General features: G+C 44.6%; 16 protein-coding genes. 3 read left to right on the top strand and 13 right to left on the bottom strand.

Features of this window, described 5'->3' with window-relative positions:
* Positions 1-48: 48 nt before the first annotated feature.
* The 5 genes from DWX84_RS09980 to DWX84_RS09960 form a co-directional block, all read right to left on the bottom strand.
* A complete protein-coding gene (locus tag DWX84_RS09980; RefSeq protein ID WP_044546465.1) occupies positions 49-1,074 on the bottom strand; it encodes a glycosyltransferase family 2 protein in 1,026 nt (341 codons plus the stop codon).
* Positions 1,071-1,961, bottom strand: coding sequence for a lysophospholipid acyltransferase family protein (locus DWX84_RS09975; RefSeq protein ID WP_005865563.1), 891 nt, complete (start codon positions 1,959-1,961; stop codon positions 1,071-1,073). The genes DWX84_RS09980 and DWX84_RS09975 overlap by 4 nt, the downstream gene beginning before the upstream one ends.
* Before the next feature lies 1 nt (position 1,962).
* Positions 1,963-3,297, bottom strand: coding sequence for a tRNA (N(6)-L-threonylcarbamoyladenosine(37)-C(2))-methylthiotransferase MtaB (gene mtaB / locus DWX84_RS09970; protein WP_048928341.1), 1,335 nt, complete (start codon positions 3,295-3,297; stop codon positions 1,963-1,965).
* Between the two features lie 332 nt (positions 3,298-3,629).
* Positions 3,630-4,697 (bottom strand): 6-bladed beta-propeller, encoded by a 1,068-nt coding sequence (locus DWX84_RS09965; protein ID WP_048928340.1) that lies wholly within the window; start codon positions 4,695-4,697, stop codon positions 3,630-3,632.
* A gap of 85 nt (positions 4,698-4,782) precedes the next feature.
* Positions 4,783-6,498, bottom strand: a complete 1,716-nt coding sequence (locus tag DWX84_RS09960; RefSeq protein ID WP_048928339.1) for a family 20 glycosylhydrolase — start codon at positions 6,496-6,498, stop codon at positions 4,783-4,785.
* An 82-nt stretch (positions 6,499-6,580) separates the two neighbouring features.
* Here DWX84_RS09960 and DWX84_RS09955 point away from each other — a divergent pair, with 82 nt between their 5' ends.
* From DWX84_RS09955 to DWX84_RS09945, 3 genes are all read left to right on the top strand, one after another.
* Complete coding sequence (locus DWX84_RS09955) at positions 6,581-8,245, top strand: AMP-binding protein (RefSeq protein WP_005855185.1); 1,665 nt, start codon at positions 6,581-6,583, stop codon at positions 8,243-8,245.
* A gap of 165 nt (positions 8,246-8,410) precedes the next feature.
* Positions 8,411-8,626, top strand: coding sequence for a hypothetical protein (locus tag DWX84_RS09950; RefSeq protein ID WP_005855187.1), 216 nt, complete (start codon positions 8,411-8,413; stop codon positions 8,624-8,626).
* A gap of 81 nt (positions 8,627-8,707) precedes the next feature.
* A complete protein-coding gene (locus tag DWX84_RS09945; protein WP_048928338.1) occupies positions 8,708-10,813 on the top strand; it encodes an outer membrane beta-barrel family protein in 2,106 nt (701 codons plus the stop codon).
* Here the strand turns inward: DWX84_RS09945 and DWX84_RS09940 are convergent.
* The 8 genes from DWX84_RS09940 to DWX84_RS09900 all read right to left on the bottom strand — a co-directional run bounded on the left by DWX84_RS09940 (position 10,808) and on the right by DWX84_RS09900 (position 21,796).
* Positions 10,808-12,118 (bottom strand): NAD(P)/FAD-dependent oxidoreductase, encoded by a 1,311-nt coding sequence (locus DWX84_RS09940; protein ID WP_048928337.1) that lies wholly within the window; start codon positions 12,116-12,118, stop codon positions 10,808-10,810. The two genes, DWX84_RS09945 and DWX84_RS09940, sit on opposite strands and share 6 nt — an antisense overlap.
* A 444-nt stretch (positions 12,119-12,562) precedes the next feature.
* Positions 12,563-13,408 (bottom strand): AraC family transcriptional regulator, encoded by an 846-nt coding sequence (locus DWX84_RS09930; RefSeq protein WP_005865576.1) that lies wholly within the window; start codon positions 13,406-13,408, stop codon positions 12,563-12,565.
* 351 nt (positions 13,409-13,759) lie between these two features.
* The gene (locus tag DWX84_RS09925; RefSeq protein WP_005865579.1) at positions 13,760-15,181 is read right to left on the bottom strand and encodes a sialate O-acetylesterase; all 1,422 of its coding nucleotides are present in this window, start codon (positions 15,179-15,181) and stop codon (positions 13,760-13,762) included.
* An 82-nt stretch (positions 15,182-15,263) separates the two neighbouring features.
* Positions 15,264-16,463, bottom strand: coding sequence for an AGE family epimerase/isomerase (locus tag DWX84_RS09920; protein ID WP_005865581.1), 1,200 nt, complete (start codon positions 16,461-16,463; stop codon positions 15,264-15,266).
* Positions 16,456-17,847 (bottom strand): MFS transporter, encoded by a 1,392-nt coding sequence (locus tag DWX84_RS09915; protein WP_048928335.1) that lies wholly within the window; start codon positions 17,845-17,847, stop codon positions 16,456-16,458. Before DWX84_RS09915 ends, DWX84_RS09920 begins: the two co-directional genes overlap by 8 nt.
* 18 nt (positions 17,848-17,865) lie before the next feature.
* On the bottom strand, positions 17,866-19,038 hold the full coding sequence (locus tag DWX84_RS09910) for a glycosidase (RefSeq protein WP_005865585.1): 1,173 nt from the start codon (positions 19,036-19,038) through the stop codon (positions 17,866-17,868).
* A gap of 99 nt (positions 19,039-19,137) precedes the next feature.
* Positions 19,138-20,244: a glycoside hydrolase family 26 protein gene (locus DWX84_RS09905; protein WP_048928334.1), complete on the bottom strand. Its 1,107-nt coding sequence runs from the start codon at positions 20,242-20,244 to the stop codon at positions 19,138-19,140.
* Between the two features lie 85 nt (positions 20,245-20,329).
* Entirely contained in the window at positions 20,330-21,796 is a 1,467-nt protein-coding gene (locus DWX84_RS09900; protein ID WP_048928333.1) for a PD40 domain-containing protein, read from the bottom strand.
* Between the last annotated feature and the right edge of the window lie 2 nt (positions 21,797-21,798).

Raw genomic sequence — 21,798 nt, 5'->3', positions numbered from 1 at the left:
TCTCCGGTCTTCTTTTTCTCCTTAGGGGAAGTAAGAAGGCCGGTTTCTTTATCGTCTATCCTTTATCGCTTTGAATGTCCTCTTCCTTTTTAGATAAAATGCCAGAATTAAACTGTCCCGCATAAGTTCCGGGATGGTGCTCAGTGTACTTTTCTCCAGATTCTCTTTACGCTTGGGCGCATATTCCGGCTTCAGCTGGTGATAGGCTTTCCGTGCCTCATAAACCGCTTTCGCATTTTGGATATGACCTTCCATCAGAAACTTAGCGGCGGCGATATAGTCCAGCCAAAAGCGAATGCGCATCACATGCTTTAAATCAGCTTCCCGGGAGTTCTTATAAAGCATCAGCAAACTATTCCGGAAATTGAGGAAGGTCTTGCGGGGACTTTCCGCGTTCAAGGTGGCTCCACCGACGTGGTAAACGATGGATTGTGGGACGCATACCAACCGATATCCCCGTGAACGTAAACGCCAGCACATATCGACTTCTTCTTGATGTGCGAAGAATCCGGCATCTAATCCCCCGACTTCCTTATACGTAGCCGTACGAACGAATAAGCAGGCTCCTGTCGCCCATAAGATATCGGCGGGAGTGTCGTATTGCCCCTCGTCCTTTTCCACGATATGCAAGATTCTCCCCCGACAAAATGGATAGCCGTATTTGTCAATGTATCCTCCGGCCGCACCCGCGTACTCGAAGTATTCTTTATTTCGTTGAGCCCGTATTTTGGGTTGGACACAAGCGATTGACGGATCAGAGTCGAGAGTGGCAATCGGGGCATCTAACCAATTGGGAGTAACTTCTACGTCGCTGTTTAATAAAACGCAATATTCATGGTCGAGCCTTTTGAGCGCTTGATTATATCCTTCGGCAAAACCATAATTCTGGTTGAAGGAGATAATGCCGACGGTCGGGAATTTTGCTTTCAACATCTCGATCGAGTCATCGGTAGAACCGTTATCTGCTACGATAACCTCCGCCCATTCCGGAGAGTTGGATACGACGGAAGGAAGGAATTCCTCCATTAGCTTTCTTCCGTTCCAGTTTAAGATGACAATCGCTACTTTTTTCATCCTTGTTGCTCGTGTTTATGTTTCCAACGTTTATGGGTCCATAGCCAGTAGGCCGGATCACGCAAGATCATTTTCTCTAAAAGTCGTGCGTATCGCTCGGTGATGTAATTTTCCGGAGTCTCTTTTGGATTCTCCGTAATCAGCTTCATGTCTACGGTGTAATATCCTCTTTTTACTTTTTGGGTATCGAGGAAGATCACAGGCAGGTTCAGTTTCCGTGCGATACGCTCCGGACCGGTTAATATGGCTGTATCTTGATGAAGGAACTCGGTCCAATAATGCAGGTTGGCCTTGCTGGGTGTCTGGTCCGCCAAGAAGATGACGACAGATTTGGTTTTGTCTTGTTTTAACTTGATGATATCCCGTATCGTATCGTTTTTCTTGATGCCGAAAGAACCGAACTGTGTCCTGAGATCGGCGAATAGCTTATCAAAGGCCTTGTTGTTTAACGGACGGTATATCTGATAGATGCGTGAGTCCTCGAAACGGGTGGTCGATCCGGAGAACCATTCCCAGTTGCCATAATGCCCCATCGTGAGGATGAAGCAAGTATGGCCTTTCTCCATAAGTTGGTCAACCAATTCCGGGTTCTTCAGATAGGCTCGCTGTTGTATCTCATCCAGAGAGATATGGGCCAATTTAATCGTTTCCACGATATAATCGGCGAAATGATGGTAGAACCGGCGTTCCAACTGACGCCACTCAGCCTTGGATTTATCCGGGAAAGAGGCGGTTATATTACGGCGCACTACTTTTACCCGGTATCCGGCTATCTTATAGATAAGGACATATAGGATGTCTGATAACACGTATAAAGCTCGCATGGGAAGTAAGGCGTGTACTTTTACCCAGCTATAAAGAAAGGCATATTGTATTTTATCCCACATCTTAGTTGACGGTTGATGATTGATTGTTGACTATTAATGCGGTGCGATCCTCATTCCAGCCGCCTAGTACGACTTTGCGGGTCTCATTGACCAAGGTGGCATCATAAGGGATTTCTACCTTTATATAGTTCTCGGTGAAACCGTGCATCTTGCCGTCTTTCTTGGTGTGTTCGAATAAGACATTCGCTTCTTGTCCGATATGGGCCTCATAAAAGGCATGAAGTTTCTGGTCTGAGATATCCAAGAGTTGTTGACTGCGTGCGTGTTTGGTCTTTGGGTCTACTACATAATCGATCTTCAGCGCTTGGGTACCCGGGCGTTCCGAATAACTGAACACGTGCAGTTGGCTTATATCCAAGCTATCGATGAATTGGCGGGCCTCCTCGAAGTACTCGTCTGTCTCGCCACGGGTTCCAACAATTACGTCTACACCGATAAAAGCATGCGGCATTATTTCCTTGATCTTTTCGATCTTATGACGGAAAAGAGCAGTGTTGTAACGGCGGCGCATTAATTGCAAGACAGCATCGCTGCCGCTTTGTAAAGGGATATGGAAATGAGGAGCGAAACGTTTGCTATGGGCCACGAAATCTATGGCCTCGTCGGTAATCAGATTTGGCTCGATGGAAGAGATACGATAGCGTACGATTCCATCTACCTCATCCAAAGCCCGGATTAAGTCGATAAAGGTCTCGTCGGTACTTTTGCCGAAATCCCCGATATTTACGCCCGTCAATACGATCTCCTTGCCTCCTTTACGTGCGACTTCCTGCGCCTGTTCCACCATGCTGGCGATCGTCCCGTTCCGGCTTCTTCCACGGGCGAAAGGAATGGTACAATAGGAGCAATAATAATCGCATCCATCTTGTACTTTCAAGAAATGACGTGTACGGTCATCGGCCGAGCAAGAAGGGGAGAAGGAACGTATATCCTTGCTTTGTGAGGCGATAACAGTTCCTCCGTGTTCTTTTTTTTCTAGGTTCTCTAGATATTGAAGGATCTCTAATTTCTGTTCGGCGCCAAGAACCAAGTCAACGCCTTCTATATGGGAGACTTCCTCCGGCTTCAACTGTGCGTAGCAACCGGTCACCACGATAAAGGCACCGGGGTGTTGCTTGCTGATCCGGCGGATCGCTTGCCGGCACTTCTTATCGGCCAGTTCCGTTACGGAGCAAGTATTCACCACGCATATATCCGCTTTTTCCCCGGGACGCACCTTGCGTACCCCTTGTTCGGCTAATAGCTTTCCAATGGTAGAGGTCTCCGCGAAATTTAGTTTGCAACCCAGCGTATAATAAGCGGCCTTTTTATTGTTAAATACGGTCTGATCTATCATTTTCGATTTAGTTAGAGTGCAAAGGTACTAATTAAGCCCGGATTAGTAAAGAGTTCGGATTGAGATGGACTTAAAAACTCTTTACTATTGCATAAATAGTTTTCCGGAAGCCTATCTATTCTTCTTTACTATTGGATATATTCTACAAACCACGTCGTGGTCTGTGCGATTCACGTCGTGGTCTGTATAAACCATGACGTGGTCTGTAAAAACCATGCCGTGAACTTAAGGAATAGATACAGTCAAGCAACATTATTTATGAAGACTTGTTATCGAATAGTCCTTGCTGCGGCCTTGTTTTGTTTATTGTGCCGATAGAGGAAATACGGCAACTAGGGCTCCACTAAGATTAATACCGGATTGTTATCATTCTCGGGTTGCTCCCAATCGATTAGGTAACGGTTGTCGTTTGAGATGTATTTGGGAGTGAAATAGGCTTCTTCGGGAAGTTCAAATGAGTTTTCCGGGTATATGAATTGTACATAGGCTAATTGCTTCTCCGCTATATCATAATATAATGTATAGGTATCTTTATCGGAGAAGTTATGCATATAGAGCCGGTCTCCGATTTGCCCGGGTATGACAGGGATCGTCTTTGTCCTGAACAGGTCGTTTTTTATATCGTCTATCGTGATATTATAACGGAGTTCCTCGGGCGTTCGGTATTTACCTAGATCGAGGACGGCATAAGGAATTAGCTTCATGTCGTTGGAAACTTTAAATATCGTATCGCAGAACAACTCCTTAAATGCGGCAATCTTATTTCCGTCGAAAGGACGGAACTCATAGGTAAATGTCATGACGAAAGGAGGTTCTGTATAAGATTTATAGTAAGGTATGCTATCCGATATGACTGTATCTTGGCAAAAATAGAACCGAATGGGTGCGTTGCCAGAGAGGTTGGGTACGTGACCTAGGATAACGTTCGTCTTAGGGAGGGGATAAAATCCCCGGATGTTCTTATCCGGAATTTGAATGGTTTGGTGGAATTTCCCTTGCCAATCGTATATCTTTATTCGGATGGGGCTATCTTTTATATAAATAAGATGATCATGAGGTTCTAGTCCGGATATACGACTAAACTCATCCGGACCTCCTCCTTGTTTGCCGATATCGTATAAATATTTTCCTGCCAAGTCGAAAACGGAAGCTCTGTTATCATGCTGCACCAATAGCTTATCGCCGTGTTTAATAATGCGGGAGATGTATTTGATCAAGATTGAGTCATTCGTTTGCAGAGGGATGAATTGGATGGATTTCGCCCATTTCTTTAAGGCTACTTCTTGAGGTTGATGGTCAAAAACAGTTGCTAGGTCAATTGTTATACATTCCTCTGATTTCTCGCTTGTGCCGGTACAAGCGGTTAGTAATATCGCAAATATAATAAGCCATTTATTCATAAAAATATCTTTGTCCTAAAGTTAATAGGACAAAGATATTTAATTTATTTCGAAATATTCGTAATATTATGAAGATTTTGTACTGTTATTTCCAATCCACTAAGGATGATTTAAAATAGTTCCAATCGGCCTTTTCCCATAAGGGGGCTTGCGCGCCAAGTCTTACTTTATATTCGTCCCAATGTGTGTTCTCTACTTTGGACCAACCTTTTTCGGCGACACCAGCCAAACGGGGCATTAACAGGAATTGCAGATCTCTGAAATTGGTGATCGTCTCGCACCAGATAGCGGCTTCTATACCCGCTACATCTTTTTGAGGATTCTCTACAGTTGGGTTGAAGGTCATCGGGTCCCAGTCGTACATTTCTTGGATCGTTTGTTTCTCATAGGCGGCCATGCCCAGACGTTCTTGCTCCGCGTTTTGGGTGGAGTCCGCACTTGGTTCCAGATATTTATGGTCCAGATAAACGTAACCGCTCGGCGAGAGAATCACTTTCGCTTTTTTGGATATACCAAGTCCCGGATCTTTTGGTGCCTCTTTCATGAATTCGGCGAATAAGGCCATGATCTCTTTATATTCGGCAGGTATATTATCTTTTTTCTTAGAAGAGTTCTCGCTTTTTTGCTTCAGATAAATCCAGTGCTGGATGACATCGCCTTCCGAGATATCCGCACGGGCGGTTTCTTGCCAGCCGACCATTTTCTTTCCATTCTTCAGTACGATTTCCCGTGTCTTATTTATAAAACGGACGAACTTATCATGGGGTAAGCCGATCGCCTCGTCGCCTCCGATATGAATGTAGTTTCCGGGTGCTAAAGCGGCTAGCTCCGCGATAACATCCTCCGTAAATTGCATCGCTTTCGGATCGTCTACGTCGAGGGCATTGAAGGCCTGCCCCGGGATGTTAACCTTGGTCTTGAATTTGACAGCGTTCTTGAAGTCCGGATAAGCGGCGAATACGGCAGCTGTATGCCCCGGGATATCTACTTCCGGGATGATCGTGATGAAGCGTTCTTTCGCGTAATTAACGAGATCCTTGAACTCCTCTTGCGTATAATAGCCTCCTTTTCTGCCGTTGTTGGGAAGTTGACCTCCTATTTCCGCTAGCTCGGGATATTTCTTGATCTCGATACGCCAGCCTTGGTTATCGGAAAGATGCATATGCAGTACGTTCATCTTATATAAGGCGACCATATCGATCACTTGTTTCACTTCCTCGGGATCGAAGAAGCAACGAGATACATCGAAAGAGAGTCCGCGCCAAGCGAAACGAGGTGCGTCCTTCACTTCCAGTAGCGGTAGATAAATCTTCTCGCCTCCGGGTTGTAGGTTACTACCCACGATTTGTTTCAAGGTAGTGATACCTCGATAGATACCTTCTAGGGTAGTGGCCTTGATGTAGATGTTTCTCTTTTGGATGGAGAGGGAGTAAGACTCATCTACGGGGACACTATCTTTCGGACTCAATCCATAAGCTTTTGGCAGGTCGGCGAACTCTTTCGGATCTGTCAACTCGAGGAAGATGATGCAATTCGATTCTTTGTCTGAGGCAGAAGCCAGCTTGATGCCGGACAACTTTTCTATCTCGTTGGATAGCAACTCGCCCATACCCTTTAAGGATTCGTCCGCATAACCGATCTCGATGCCGGGATGGATCGTGAATGTACCTTCGCCTACTGTCATTTGGGCCGGAGCGGGGATAATGCTTACGCTTCTTTCTCCAACATCTGGGGATGAACAGGCGATAAATGTAATAAAACTACAGAGGGTCAATGCCCATGCGAGAGTGATTCTTTTCATTCTTATTTTAAATTTATAGGTTATATCATGGCAAAAGTAAGGATTTGTTTTTACTTTTACGCGAATTTCACAAAAGTGTGCTATGATCAAAGAGAATTTCATTAAGATTTACGAGGAGAGTTTCAAGGAAAACTGGGCCTTGCCGGCATTAACGGATTACGGGAAAAGTAAAACCTTTACTTTCGGTGATGTAGCAACGGAGATCGCACGTATTCATCTTTTATTCCATGAGTGCCAAGTCCGTCGTGGAGACAAGATCGCGTTGATCGGTAAAGACAGCTCCCGTTGGTGCATCGCTTATATGGCGGTTGTTACTTATGGGGCGATTATCGTGCCTATTCTTCAGGACTTTAATCCGAATGATGTACATCATATTATTAACCACTCGGAATCTGTCTTTTTGTTTGTTAGCGACCGGATTTGGGATTCTTTGGAGGAAGATAAGATCGAGGAGGTTCGCGGCGTATTCTCTCTTTCTGATTATCGTTGCTTGCATCAACGGGATGGGGAGAATATCCAGAAGTTGATGAAATCGCTGGATGAGAAGATGACCGAGAAATATCCGGATGGCTTCACCCAAGAGGATATCAAATACGCTGAGTTGGATAATGACAAGGTGGTAGAGATCAACTATACATCGGGTACGACCGGATTTAGCAAAGGGGTTATGTTGACGGGGAATAATTTAGCCGGAAACGTGACGTATGCCCGGACACTGGATCTATTGTTCCGGGGTGAACGTGAGTTATGTTTCCTGCCTCTGGCCCATGCCTATAGTTGCGCTTTCAATTTATTGGTACCCATGGCATTCGGTGTGCATGTCTATTTATTAGGTAAGGTGCCGTCTCCTAAGATCTTATTAAAGGCATTCGAGGAGGTGAAGCCGAACTTGATCTTGATGGTTCCCCTGATTTTGGAGAAGATCTATAAGAAGATGATCCTTCCTCAGTTGAATAAGCGAACCTTGAAGTTGGCCTTGAATATCCCACTGTTGGATTCACGTATCTATGCGCAGATCCGCAAACATTTGGTGGATGCCTTGGGAGGACGTTTCCGTGAAGTGATCGTGGGGGGCGCCGCCATGAATCAAGAAGTAACGGATTTCTTGTATAAGATCAAATTCCCGTTCACGATCGGTTATGGTATGACGGAATGTGGCCCGTTGATCAGTTATGACCATAATAATGAGTATGTGCCCGGTTCTTGCGGACAGATCTTGAAAGGGATCATGAAAGTCCGTATCGATTCGGAAGACCCTTATAATAAGGTAGGCGAGATTCAAGTATCGGGCGAGAACGTAATGAAAGGCTATTATAAGAATGATGAGGCAACCCAAAATGTCTTCACGGAAGATGGCTGGCTAAGGACTGGTGATTTGGGTACGATCGATCATGACAACCGTATTTTTATACGTGGACGTAGCAAGACGATGATCTTGGGCGCTAGCGGACAAAATATTTATCCGGAAGAGATTGAATCCAAATTGAACAATTTGCCATTCGTGATGGAGAGTTTGGTCGTGGAGAAAAACGGGAAATTGATCGGGATGGTGTATCCGGATTACGATACGGTGGATAGTACGGGTATCTCGCATACGGATCTTCCAGTTATCATGGAACAAAATAGGATAGAGTTGAACAAGCTCCTGGCTCCTTACGAAACGATCTCGGAGATACAATTGTATCCGACAGAATTTGAGAAAACACCGAAGAAAAGCATTAAGCGTTACCTATACAGTAATTATTGATAAATAAATAGAAAGCAAACGCAGCTAATATTCAGCATATTGTAAAAGCGGTAGAAAATAATTCAAAAAAAAACGTCTTATGTTGTACAACATATATGATTAATACATACATTTGCATCGTTTTACAACAACAAGATATTATAGACCGTTTAAATTAAGAACAAAATGAAAAAGTTAGTTGCATTTGCTGCTGTTATCGCAGCTGTATCATTCGCATCTTGTGGCAACAAATCTGCTGAATCTACCGAATCTGTTGCTGAAACAGAAGAGGCTACTGTAGTTGAGGAAGCTCCTGTAGTAGAAGAGGATGCTGCCGCTACTGATTCTGTAGCTGTTGAGGTTACTGACTCTGTTGCCGTAGAAGCTGCTCCTGCTGAATAATAATCAGTAAACGAGTTTTGAGGACAGTCTGTATGCGTTGAACATACAGACTTTTTTTGTTTATAAACCATAGATAATGATATGAGACAAATTTTACTTCTTCCATTGGCCGCTCTATTGGCTATGCCGGTATTCTCGCAGACTCCTGCCGATACGACGCTTACGATCCGGAACATAGAGATTCAGGGTACCCGTTTCGCCGGGTTGAGCGAGAGGGGCGGGATGAAAATCTTGCGGGTAGATAATAACTTGAGTAGCGTTACCAATACGGCGGCGGATGCTTTTCGCCAATTGCCTTCTGTCATAACCGATATGGAAGGAGCCGTTACATACAGGGGCTCCGGTAATGTCGGGATGCTTGTCGATGGAGTTCCTTACGGTTTGCTGGAAGAATATAGCGGTGACGTGCTGATCCAACTTCCCGCCCTGTTCTTTAACCAGATCTCATTAGGGGCATTTCCTCCGATTAATGCGGTGCCGGATGGTGACGCGGGCATACTCAATCTGGTGCCTCGTATGTATGGAACGGGAGATTCCCCTCTATATGTTACGCTTGGGGCGGGATGGAATGAGCGATATAACGCAGGAGCGGTATTGAATTTGCATCCCGGAAAATTCCATATCAACGCGAAATACAATTATAGGAGGGAATACCGGGAACGATCTTTCAGCAAATCGACCGCGACCGCTAAAAACCGGACGGAGATGAATAATAATGCCACGGCTCGTCCGGACGTACATGTGGCGGATATGAAAGTAGACTATGATCTTTCCGCGAAAGACCGGATCACCGTGCATGGCCTGTATCATTTGATGGATTATAGCCGGTATGGACGCATTAACAACCGGGTATTCAACCCGAAAGGGGAGCAAATGAAGTACGTGATCCGTAACCGGTATAACGACCAGCGCCAGGAAGCTTATGCCGCCGAAGCGTATTGGAACCATGAGATTTCGGAGAATCAAGGTTTTTATACCGTATTCAACTATAATAATTTCTCGTATGATGAGGATAATGATTTCAAGAATGAGAATCCTCAAAACGGGAATATCATCTCGGAGGATAACCAATTTATCGACCATACGAAACATAATTATTTCTGGGGATTTGGATATGGGCAGGAGATCGATGGTTGGGATTTCAAGCTTGGTTATATAGGTCGTGCGCGAAACGAGGATTATCTGACGGCTGCTTTTGATAAGGTGGACGGTAGTTTTGAGTTAAGTCCGGCGAAATCGTATAATTACGATTTCAACCGTTATCTGAATTTGATCTATGCGGACGTGGTTAAGAATTGGGGCGCTTTTAACGCGGAGATAGGGATACAGGCGGAATTTAGTCATTTTAAGATGAATGAGTTTAGCCCTTCTTGGATCAACGACCCTTATTGGCAGGGGATAAAAGGCAAAGAGAACAAGAGTTCTCGTTTTCATTTGTATCCTCGTGCCCGTTTTACTTATGAGGTGAATAAGAGCAATCGTTTAAGCTTGAGTTATCAGCAACGGGCGATTCGTCCGAATGGCAGCTATTTGTGCTCTTTCTTGAATAACAGTGATCCTACCCATATCATACAGGGGAATCCGGACTTGAAGGATGAGTTTATACATAACGTAGAGCTAGGATATCAGTTTTCGGCTCCCCGTTTTCGTTTGACTCCGGCTATTTATTACCGGAATCGTACGAATCGTATCATGGAGATCGCTGGCCAAGTAAATGATGAGACGGTTTGGAAGAAAGAGAATATCGGACATAGCCAAGCAGTCGGAGCCGACTTGTCCGGTAGCTGGAATCCGGTACGTATCTTGACGGTCGGTTTCTCCGGGGATATCTATCGGGACGAGATCGATGGGCGTACGGTAGGCTATGGCGAGAAGAAATCCTTGGTTTGCTGGGATGTCAAGGGGAATGTGAACGTAAGTATTACGCCGACTACGGATTTTCAGGTAGACGGCTTCTACGTTTCCGACCAGCTTACGCCTCAAGGTAAGATCAAAGGCCGTTATAGCGTAAATGCCGGTCTCTCTCAATATTTCCTCAATCGTAAATTATGCGCGAACTTAAGTATCAACAATATATTCGATAGTTTAGAAGAAACAACGATTATTGATGCCCCGAACTTAGAAATGACGCAAAAGCGCAATCGTGATGCCCGGGTAGCTTGGCTTACGTTGACTTATCGTTTATAAAGTAGGTTCCGTGCCCTGTGTTCCATCTTGTTTGTGCTTTTGGATGAACAAGATGAAACGCATGGAACGGTCGTACGTGAAATAATTCCAGATCCAGTCGATCAGTACAATTAGCTTATTCTTGATTCCTAAGATGGAGCGTAAATGTACGAGCATCCAAACCAACCATGCCGTAAATCCGTGTAATTTCACCTTATTTAAATCGGCAACCGCTTTATTCCTGCCGACAGTAGCTAAAGTTCCCAAATTCTTATAATGGAAAGGTCTCGGTTTTTTTAGAGCCTCGATCCGTTGTAGATTTTCGGCTAATAACTCACCTTGCTGAATCGCTACCTGAGCGACTTGCGGATGTCCGTTCGGGTAATCCGGTTCTGTCATCCAGCAGACATCTCCTATGGCGAATATATTGGATAAGCCTTTTACTTGATTACATTCATTGACGATAATCCGTTCCCCCCGGGTCAAGAGTTCTCCTTCGATATGATCGAAATGAACCGCTTTCACACCACTTACCCAAAGTAAGGTTCTAGTGGGTATGGTTTGTCCGTCATCTAAGAAAACGTTCCCATCCTTATAGTCCACGACACGCTTCTGAAGAATGATGTTAACGCCCATATCCTCAAGGAAGCGTTTAGCGTTGGAGGAGGCTTCCGGAGACATGGCCCCTAGTAATTTAGGGGACCCTTCTATCAGATAGATATTCATATGAAAGTTTCCTAGATCCGGATAGTCTTTCGGCAAAACAAACCGTTTCATCTCGGATAAAGCGCCGGATACTTCTACACCTGTAGCCCCTCCACCTACAACAACTATATTTAGCAAAGCTTGCTTCTCGTCCGGGTCCGTACAAGTAGTCGCTTTCTCTAAATTAATTAATAAGGTGTCTCGTAAAGCTAACGCCTCTTCTACCGTTTTCATGGGTAGAGACTGTTCCTCGATCGTTTTGTTTCCAAAGAAGTTGGTGATAGTTCCAGCGGCGATTACAAGATAATCATATTCCAATTCGCCGATGGAGGTTTGAATGGTATGCCCTTTCGGATTGACGCCATATACCTCTGCCAACCGGAAGTAAAAGTTCTTTCTCTTCTGGAATATCTTTCGATATGGAAAGGATATTTCATTATATTCTAAGCCGGAGGACGCTACTTGATAAAGCAAGGGAGGAAACTGGTGATAGTTGTTCTTGTCGATTAAGACTACTTGAAACTTGCTCTTTTTCAATTTCTCAGCTAGTTTTAACCCTCCAAATCCGCCCCCGATAATTACGACCCGCTTTTTGTCTGTGTAAGGAATGTTGAAGCCCATGATCTAAACGCTTTTCCTATATAAACATAGAAAGAAGCGAATTGGTTCTTCCTTTAATTATTAATGTATGTAAGTGGGTTGAGGCTTTATTTACAGGAAGGTTTATCGTGTTTCGGGGAAATACGTTTCTTTACCTTCCGCTTCAATCGCAAAAACTGCAATATGGAAAGTATACGCATCAAGATTATGAATAAGATAACCCCTAGCAAAATATAGCAAATTATCGGCGATGTCATTTTACCCTCTTCTTTACAAATTTTATCCCAGTCTTTAATTTGGAATAGTAAAACATTAAAAAATATGGTGGTCATTATACACTATCTTTTATTAGATCATCCATACGGATAGGTGTCTAAAATCAATGAGGCAAAGATAAATGAGCATAACTTATTAGGAGTTATACAACTTGACAATTTAAATGTATATTCTGATAGGGGGTGTTTTCTACAACGATTTAAGTTTTTTCCTTAGCTCCGTGGGACTATATCCAAAGCGTGCCTTGCAAAATTTGTAGAAATGCGAATGCGAGGAGAAATCGAATTCATCTATTATGTTCTTAAAATCATCCTCGCTGTTAGCTATGGCGACCAATAGTCGTTTGGATTTCTCTTGCATCAGCCATTCGTAGGCTGGAATACCGAAAACTTTTTTAAACTTCATCCGAAAGGAATTTACTCCGTAACCTATCATTTGAGCTAGATCTGTTACTGTTTTAGCTTTTATATAATTCTCGGCGATGAGTCTCTCAAACTCTGCTGAATGCGTACTTGATAAATAGAAAAAGTAGTCTAATTCCTCTTTTCTATAAAGCTTTTTCAATAAGTAGAATAATTCCGTTCTCTTTAATTCATACAAAGGGTAGTTCAGGAAATTATTTTCAAGATATTGTCCGACAAGTTCTAGAAAACCGTATAAAGGTTCCACTATTTTCAGCTCTATCCACTTAGAGATAGGTTGAGGTAATATTCCGTACGGATGTTGGTAATACGGTAACTCATTCATCGTTAAACTGTCAAAAAAGAAAATGATGATTTTTGAACCTAGGGTGATATCATATGTATAATTTTCAAATGATCTTAGAAAGATCATATACTGTTCACCGATTGTTTTCTTTTCTTCTTTAGTGGAATATATAGTTATGGATCCGCTTAAGATAAAAATAATCATATCGCTGGATAAACCAGATAAGGTTTGTGTTATTTCCTCTGACATCAATATGATACTAAAGCCAGCGTGTAAGATTCGGTTTTCAGATGTTTCCGGAGAAATTCTGTTAATAAGCTTGTTCATGAAATTATTGTTATTTAGTTTGTTATACAAATATTTCCCCCTTCAGTAAATCTAGATGCAAAAAAAGCGCAATGTATTAGTATGGTCTGTATACAAACTATCATTTTTTGTATACATTATGATATGAATGAAAAATAAATAGGAATCAGAGGAGGTCTCTGATTCCTTGTAAAATAAGATCTCCCATTTTTTTATGGGAAGAATTAAGTTTACTAATACTTTAGGAGGGTAATTTCTATTATCACAATAGAATGAAATAAAAACTAAATACGTCTTACAAATGAAAATAAGACATTACGTATGAACAAGCTTGAATATTATAACGTATTGTGTTTTATTTTCTAAGTCGTTTTATTTATCCGTGCGGAATGGAAGCACCGGTAATCCTTGTATGTTTTGCAAGTTGCCAATTTGGAAATTCCGGAAACCATAACGAGCGGCTATTGGGGCTTTTACGCCCGGAGCTGAGATAATAACGGTTTTCTTGTTAGCGTCTATAGTTGCGTTTGCCTTGTGGAAACGCATGTCTTTTCCGGCTATCTCGAAGCCTATGATCCCGTTATCTCGATTGAAGCCATCTTCCGCATTCTTGAAAAAAAGAATGATTTTATCTTTATCTATTTCCATATGATCGTATTGGGGGCCCTCACAAGCGATGGTTGTATAACCATAGGTTTTGTTTAGAGCCATATAACAAAGACGCTCACCGATCTTTTGTTTCTCTTTGGGGTGTATTTGCCGTTTCTCGTAATCCTGTACCAGATCGTTTGTGGAAACAATACCGCTATTGGGGATCAACCGGGTGGCTTTGTATTGCTCTTCACGAAGGTACGCGGCTTGGTCTCCTTCTCCATATTCGTAAGGGGCGATTTCTACCAGATAGAAAGGTAATTCTCCTTGTCCCCATAATCCTCTCCAATGTTCTACCATTGTCGCTAGGCGTTTAGCGTAGTCCGGGTGTCCGACATTTGACTCTCCTTGATACCATAGGAAACCTCTGACCGTATATTTGCTGGCTGGTTTCAGCATTCCGTTATACATGATCATGGGTTGTAGCATCGGATGGATTTTCTCATCGTTACCCGCTAAGGATAGATCGATATCGCTATAATTCCGCAGGATGTCTTTGGGCAACCAACCTTCCACTGTGGAGCCGCCCCAGCTACAATTGATGATACCTACCGGCACGTTCAACACCTCGGTCAACAGGGTTGCGAAGAAATAGGCGGTAGCTCCGAACTCCGGGGCGTTTCGCGGATCACATACTTTCCATTCGCCACCTACCGGATAATCTTTCGGTTCCAAGGCTCCGACCCGTTGGATCGTAGCGTAACGGATCGAGTTCTTATATTTCCCGGATGTAGCGATAGCGTGGTTACCTCCCTCGATAGGGCAGTGCCAGAAACCTCTTAATGGCATTTCCATATTAGATTGGCCGGAACCGAACCATACCTCGCCGATCAGAAGATCATGCAAGACAATCTTGTCTTGTCCATTCTCTAATGTTAACTGTTGCTTTTCGAAACTGGCCGAGGGCGTCTGAACCCAGATTTCCCATCTGCCTTGATCGTTTACTTGGGCCGTGTATTCCGTATTGTCCCAAGAACTACGGACTTTCAGGCTTGAATTTGGGGTTGCATTTCCCCAGAGCCGTACTTTAGTGGCTTGTTGGAGTACCATGTTGTCGCCTACCAAAGCTGGCAGCTTGATCTCGGCCCGGAGGTTCACCAAACCGAGAAGGAGGCCGATCGCCATCCAATAGAATTTGTTCATATCGCTTGTTTTTTTTGATGTCGGAAACTTCCGACGGTTGTTAATCTGATAAAAAAGAGCCGGCAGGCGGTCTTTCGGACGGCTATTCGCCGGTAAGTCGTTCGATAATCTCCATACACATCCGTCCGTTGTGATAGGGACATTTCCAGAAACCGGCCTTGTCATCCTCGCGATTGATCTCGTGATCGAGCGATACGCTCCAATGCCATTCCCCTTGTTCCTTGTCGATCAAATAACGCTGAATGAATTTCCAGCATGTATAGGCTGTGCCTAAGGCAGGCTCATCTCCGAAATGTTGATACAAGTTGAAATGACCCACTACATTCTCGGCTTGCACCCACCAATGCAGGTCCGTGTCGGCTTTCTTCTCATCCGGGTGATACTCGTAAATGAGGCTACCGTTCGCTAATAACCCGTCTTCGGCCGCTATCGCTATCTTTTGAACCAAAGGCTCTACTTTCTGAAGGATCTCGTTGTTTCCCAATTCGATAGCGGCCTCATGCAGTAACCAAGATGCCTCTATATCATGACCGTAGGAGATGATACGGTATTTGCTTTCCCAATCCTCGTTGAAAAAGAGGTTTAAATGATAGGTACGGTGATCCAAAATCTTGTCGGTGAAAATCAGGATCAAGTTTCGGAGTTGTTTTTTGAGGTGCTCGTCTTTCCATACCCGGTACAAGTTGGTATAAGGTTCGAGGATATGCAGATGGGTATTCATTGTTTTTTTCTCATTCTCATCCTTGTCGCTGAGTCGCATATCCTCTATCAGTTTCCAGTCTTTCGTAAAGGCTTCCATATAACCGTTCTTTTCCGGGTCGAAACTATATTGTTCGATCGCCTTGAAGAGACGGATCGCATAATCCAACGCTTCTTTATCTCCGGTAGCCCGGTTGTACTCGCTTAATCCGTAGATAGCGAATCCTAAGGCGTAGATTTGCTTTTTGGTTTGCACCGGTTGACCGGTATAGTCTAATTCCCAGTAAATACCCTCGAATTCTTGGTCGTAGAATTTATCGATAAGGTAGCGTTTTGCACGGGTCGCCGTTTCCAGATATTCCGGCTTTCGTAATAAACGGTATGCGGCGGAGAATGTCCATAGGATACGGGCGTTCAAGATGGCGCCTTTAGGGGCATGTACGACTCGTTGGCCGTTTCCCGTGATTTGCCCATGGAAACCACCATACTCATTATCAATCATTCGGTTCATCCAAAAAGGGAGGATATTGTTCTCTAGCTCCCATTGAACCTCGTTTTGTAAATCTTCGGTGATTTTATTCATTTGTTTCTTTTCTTTTGGTTTCTAATGTAGCGGTGATTTCCTTCATCTTTGTCTCGCTAAGCGGATAGAAAGCGATAAATACAACAGACAGGATCGTACCTACGGCCGGTAAGAAACTGAGGAACATCTTGATTCCGCTAATCGTTTCCTCGCTTTGTACGGTATTGGCCTGAAATCCGAAGAAAGCGAGCAGCCAGCCTGTGATAGCCGTGCCGATCGCCCATCCGAATTTCTGGCTCATAGACGAGGAACTGAAGATCAATCCTGTGGCACGGTTCCCGGTTTTTAGTTCTGAGTAATCCGTGCAATCGGCGTACATGGACCAAAGTAAGGGGAAAATACTACCGGCGCAAATACTGATGAACACTTGGAACGTGAATATCAGGGCTAGATCCGTCTTGTCGAGCCAGAAAAAGAGGATGCTTAAGACCGAGGCGATCAGCATGGAGCCCATATAGGTTCTTTTCTTTCCGATCCGGTTGCTTAATGGGGCGGCCAAGATTACTCCGATAATGTTTGCCGCCTGTCCTACCGCCAGATATAATCCGCTTAAGACGAAGGAGACTCCGAAAAGAGATACATTGGCATAGGCTTCCTCAACGATAAAGTATTTGAAATAATATACGGTAGCCCCGTCGCGGATGGAATTGAAAACCAGAGCGGAGACACCTGCTCCCAATAGTATCCACCAAGGCTTGTTGCGCAATAGGTCTCTCAAGTCATCTTTTAACGAGCCTTGTTGCTCTTTAATCGGTTTTACCCGTTCTTTTGTCCATGCGAAACATCCATAAAAGAGAATGGCGCACAGGATAGCGATAACTACGACCGCTAGGGTCCATCCATGTTGTTGATCCGCCAATTCATCGCTATTTTCGCTAAAGAAGCGTACCATCGGCATGAATAGCAACAGAGCTATAAAGCTACCGATATAAGCGAATACCATTCGATACGTAGAAAGGGTATTGCGGTCTTGTGGCAACGGGCTCATTACTCCAAGCAGGGATGCGTAAGGCACGTTTATAGCGGAGTACACCATCATCATCAAGGAATAGGTGATATAGGCATAGATCAAATTACCTGTTTGTCCGAAAGAAGGAGTCGTGAAAGTGAGCACTCCGATAGCGGCGAACGGGATCGCCAGCCAAAGCAAATAAGGGCGAAATTTTCCCCAGCGTGTTTGCGTACGATCCGCCGCGACGCCGACAATCGGGTCAAAGACCGAGTCCCATATACGAGTTATCAAGAACATCGTACCTACGGCTGCTGCCGGTAATCCGAATACGTCCGTATAGAAAATCATCAAGTAAGCGCCAAACAGTTTCCAGAACATGGACGATGCCATGTCCCCGAAACCGTAGCCTATCTTCTCTGTTAGTTTAATCATATGAGTGGTTTTTGTAGGTTATTTCAGGAGTGGAAGATTTCGATCGATCAGCTTTTTCAGCGTCTCGACAGATGCGGTCGTAGTCAGCCCGTCGGCCGGAGTGTTCATGCAGTAATCTACCAATTTATCGATTGTGGATACAGCCACGTGCATACGGGTATCGGAGGATGCGTAGTAAATATATACGGTTCCATCCTCATCCGCGATCCATCCGTTAGAGAATAAAACGTTGGATACATCGCCGATCCGTTCCTCATTTTCCGGAGCCATGAAATAGCCGGCGGGTGTGGCGATAGGTCTCGTGGGATCTTCCAACGCGGTCATATACATATAAAGCACGTAACGTAATCCGGCGGCGCATCCCCGTACGCCATGGGCGAGATGTAACCAGCCTCTCGGTGTTTTGATCGGGTGGGGGCCTTCGCCATTTTTCACTTCCTTGATCGTATGGTAGTAACGTTGGTCGATGATGGTTTCTTCCTTGACTTCGGCGTGCGTGATATCATCAATCAAGGCCCATCCGATACCACCGCCACTTCCCGCGTCGATAAATCCGTCTTGGGGGCGGGTGTAAAGGGCATATTTACCATTTACGAATTCCGGGTGTAATACGACGTTACGTTGTTGGCTCTTGGTCTTTAAATCCGGGAGACGTTCCCAGTTTCTCAAGTCTTTTGTCCGGGCGATAGCTGCCGTGGCGGTTGCCGAGGATAGATCTCCGGGAGCTGCGTTCGGGTCATGGCGCTCGGCGCAAAAGATTCCGTAAACCCAGCCGTCTTCATGAGCGGTTAGGCGCATGTCGTAAATATTCGTGGCCGGGACAAGATCGTCCGGCATGGTTACCGGGTAATCCCAAAAACGGAAATTGTCTACTCCGTTCGGGCTTTCGGCTACGGCGAAGAAGGATTTACGGTCGCTTCCTTCTACACGTACCATTAATATATATTTACCATTCCATTTGATTGCGCCGGAGTTCATGGTTGCGTTCATGCCGATGCGTTCCATCAAGTAGGGGTTTGTCTTTTCATTTAAGTCATATCTCCAGAAGATCGGGGTATGTGCGGCTGTCAGTACAGGGTGTTGATAACGGGTGAAGATTCCGTTTCCGTCTTCTAAAGGGATATTTTTCCGGCTTAACAAGGTTTCGTGTTTAGCGAAGAGTTCGTTTACTTTTTCTTGAAATTGTTCCATGATGTTTTTGCTTTAAATGATATTATCAGATGGTGGGAGACGGGGCACGCCCCGTCTCTACAACTGGATATGACGTGATTTATCTGGTTATGTATGATGTTATTTATATAGGTTGATATCGGAGGCGAACAATGTTTTCGGATTTTCAAAGAACTTCTTGAAATCCTCGGCAGAGGCTTGTCCGGGATAAGGGCCAAAGAAGTGAGTGACTTTTTCACGGGCGTTTCTCCATACCAATACATAAGCGACCGGATATTTCTCCATGGCAGGCAGCAGGGTTCCCGTCCACCATGTGGAGTCTGGTATCCCTTCGTAGCCGGTCTCCGTGACCGCTATGATCTTATGGTTGGCTTTGCCTATGCTGTCTATTACTGAAAGACTGGTATCCATGCTTTTCAAGAAGAAATCCTTATCTTCCCGTTGGTAAGCGTCGAAGCCTAGGACGTCGATCAAGTCATGTCCGGGGTAACGTTCCAGATAAGACGCTTGATCCTGCGGCTCTGTACCTGTGGAATAAGCGTATACGATCTGGTCTGTTGCTCCGTGAGCGTTTAGATAATCGGCGGTCATTCGCCATAGCGCTTTGTATTCATCCGTGGTACATAAATTCTGTCCCCACCAGAACCAACTTCCGGTGTGTTCGTGCCAAGGACGGAATAGGACGGGAATCTTGGTGCCATCGCTTGTTTTCAAGGAAAGGATGAAATCATTCACTTTGCCTAGCCAACTTTGGAATTTCTCATAGTTCTCCCCTTCCGGAAGGATCGATTTCACGACAGCATGGTCTGATACGTCCCAAGCGTCCCCTCCGGTTTTAGGGTTACGGGGATGCCAACTTAAAGATACCAAGCCTCCCCGGTTATATTGGTTGATGATTTCCTTGCGTATTTTCTCGAAAGGTACTTTATCAAGGCTTTTATCTCCCCCGAGTTCGATCTCTCCAAGATCAAAGCTGATAACGGCCGGATAATCGCCGCATACTTTTCGCACGTCTGAGCCTCCTTCGTCAAATTCCCATCCGATCCCATAAACCGTATCATCGTGGTGTCCGAACATGATTCCTTTTTGTGGAATCGCACGTAGGTTCTCTATTAAACGTCCTCTCGGCGAAACCTGTTCGCTTGTCGGCTCTAGTCCTTTCTTCGACGGTGAACAGGCGATTAATGCCCCTAGGCATAACATGGTAATTAATTTCGTGTTCTTCATGATAACTGTCTTTCTTTATGAACGCAAATGTAAGAGGTATCGGGCAGACAATCTAGTATTATTTTATCGGATAGTGGTATTATTTTTATTTCTTAGCTTGTACCTGTATACGTTCTTTCGAGGTTATCTTCTTTTCAAATACCCTTGTGTCGATCTTGATAGGCTCGCTCGTGAAATCCGGGACATTATAGGAATAGACAGAGCGATCGTAATAGGTTTCCGGATCTTCCTGGGGAAGGAGAAAGGGCTTGCTTATCTTGCCATTCTCATCCATGCTAGCCAGATAAAGGCGGGTATAAAGGCCGTCACCCCGGCGGCTACTGAAGACAAACCAGCGGGAGTTGCTACTCCAGTTGTGAAAGCTTTCGGTGTCATCGCTATTTACTTCGGATAGCTTGCGGAGGTCTCCGCTTGTCAAGTCCAGTAACCATAGATCCGCCTCTTTATGCCAGATCGAAAAGTTTCCGTAATCGGATAAGGTGAACATAATATATTTGCCGTCATAGGAAGGACGGGGGAAAGATACGCTTTTCCCTAAAGCCTCAGCGTTCACCAACGTATCGATACGGCTCCCGAATGTACCGGTAGAGGGATCGAAATCGATACTACATAAATTATATCTTATCTCTTTATATTCTTCGGGAATCTTTTTAGCCTCGGCGGAACAAAAGTAAAGCGTACGACCATCCGGGGAGAATGCGGGGAAGGTCTCGAACCTGTCTTTCTTTTGCAAAGAATCGCAAAGAAGTAGACGATGATCTGCCGGATGGTAAACGACTACATCAGATTCCAAATCCAAGACTTCTACCCGCTCGTCCTTAACCGTATGGAACGATTGCCGGGTGTTGTTCGTGGAATACGCTATATATTCGCCTCCGGGATGCCAGTAGGGATAGACGCAAGCGGCGATTGTCTGATCTGTTTTCGTGTTGAGGTATTCATCCTTATTGCCGGTTCTCATAAAAGTGGCTCCATGCGTTCCTCGGATGTGAAGACTGAAATGGCTCGGGTCCGTACGATTGAAGGCATGGCAGTTTACGCACATACCTTTGACCAGCGTGTTTTCCACCAAAGGTCTTTCTTTATGAGACGATAGATCACGCTCATAAATACCCATACGGCTATAGACTTCATAACCGGGAGCGATCTTTCGGTATACTAGGCCGTAATCGATCGGGTGGGGGCTGATGTACATGGGGAAAGGTTTGTAAGTACTCCATTTACCCTTTTGCTTGATACTGACAGTAAAGAGTAAACTATCGCCTTGATTGGAGGTGAGCAGTTGCTTCCACTCTTTTTCCGGGAAATTGACATGCTTCGCGTTTATATGTACCTCTTTGCCTTGGTGCCCTTTTACGATAACATCTATCCGCTCATAGGAGGTATCCGTATAAGAGAAATTCATTGGAGCTATCGTGGCGGGAACTGTTACCCCGATATAATCCGGATAGATGGACGGGTATTTCTCTATTTGTTCGGGGGATACCACCGAATCCCCACAGGCGGTAAATAACGCTATACATATACTATATAATAAGATAAGCTTTCTCATGG

Origin of the sequence: Parabacteroides sp. AF21-43 (genome assembly GCF_003635435.1) — a bacterium.
Taxonomy (GTDB): Bacteria; Bacteroidota; Bacteroidia; order Bacteroidales; family Tannerellaceae; genus Parabacteroides; species Parabacteroides distasonis.
The sequence above is the reverse complement of the archived record's forward strand: the minus strand, read 5'-3'. Positions and strand labels throughout refer to the sequence as shown.

Bases quoted from the DNA above. Each gene is read 5' to 3' on its own strand.
- DWX84_RS09955 (WP_005855185.1), top strand. From the start codon at position 6,581: ATGATCAAAGAGAATTTCATTAAGATTTACGAGGAGAGTTTCAAGGAA.
- DWX84_RS09945 (WP_048928338.1), top strand. From the start codon at position 8,708: ATGAGACAAATTTTACTTCTTCCATTGGCCGCTCTATTGGCTATGCCG.
- DWX84_RS09950 (WP_005855187.1), top strand. From the start codon at position 8,411: ATGAAAAAGTTAGTTGCATTTGCTGCTGTTATCGCAGCTGTATCATTC.
- DWX84_RS09965 (WP_048928340.1), bottom strand. From the start codon at position 4,697: ATGAATAAATGGCTTATTATATTTGCGATATTACTAACCGCTTGTACC.
- DWX84_RS09900 (WP_048928333.1), bottom strand. From the start codon at position 21,796: ATGAGAAAGCTTATCTTATTATATAGTATATGTATAGCGTTATTTACC.
- DWX84_RS09975 (WP_005865563.1), bottom strand. From the start codon at position 1,961: ATGTGGGATAAAATACAATATGCCTTTCTTTATAGCTGGGTAAAAGTA.
- DWX84_RS09915 (WP_048928335.1), bottom strand. From the start codon at position 17,847: ATGATTAAACTAACAGAGAAGATAGGCTACGGTTTCGGGGACATGGCA.
- DWX84_RS09925 (WP_005865579.1), bottom strand. From the start codon at position 15,181: ATGAACAAATTCTATTGGATGGCGATCGGCCTCCTTCTCGGTTTGGTG.
- mtaB (WP_048928341.1), bottom strand. From the start codon at position 3,297: ATGATAGATCAGACCGTATTTAACAATAAAAAGGCCGCTTATTATACG.
- DWX84_RS09905 (WP_048928334.1), bottom strand. From the start codon at position 20,244: ATGAAGAACACGAAATTAATTACCATGTTATGCCTAGGGGCATTAATC.
- DWX84_RS09920 (WP_005865581.1), bottom strand. From the start codon at position 16,463: ATGAATAAAATCACCGAAGATTTACAAAACGAGGTTCAATGGGAGCTA.
- DWX84_RS09940 (WP_048928337.1), bottom strand. From the start codon at position 12,118: ATGGGCTTCAACATTCCTTACACAGACAAAAAGCGGGTCGTAATTATC.
- DWX84_RS09930 (WP_005865576.1), bottom strand. From the start codon at position 13,408: ATGAACAAGCTTATTAACAGAATTTCTCCGGAAACATCTGAAAACCGA.
- DWX84_RS09980 (WP_044546465.1), bottom strand. From the start codon at position 1,074: ATGAAAAAAGTAGCGATTGTCATCTTAAACTGGAACGGAAGAAAGCTA.
- DWX84_RS09960 (WP_048928339.1), bottom strand. From the start codon at position 6,498: ATGAAAAGAATCACTCTCGCATGGGCATTGACCCTCTGTAGTTTTATT.
- DWX84_RS09910 (WP_005865585.1), bottom strand. From the start codon at position 19,038: ATGGAACAATTTCAAGAAAAAGTAAACGAACTCTTCGCTAAACACGAA.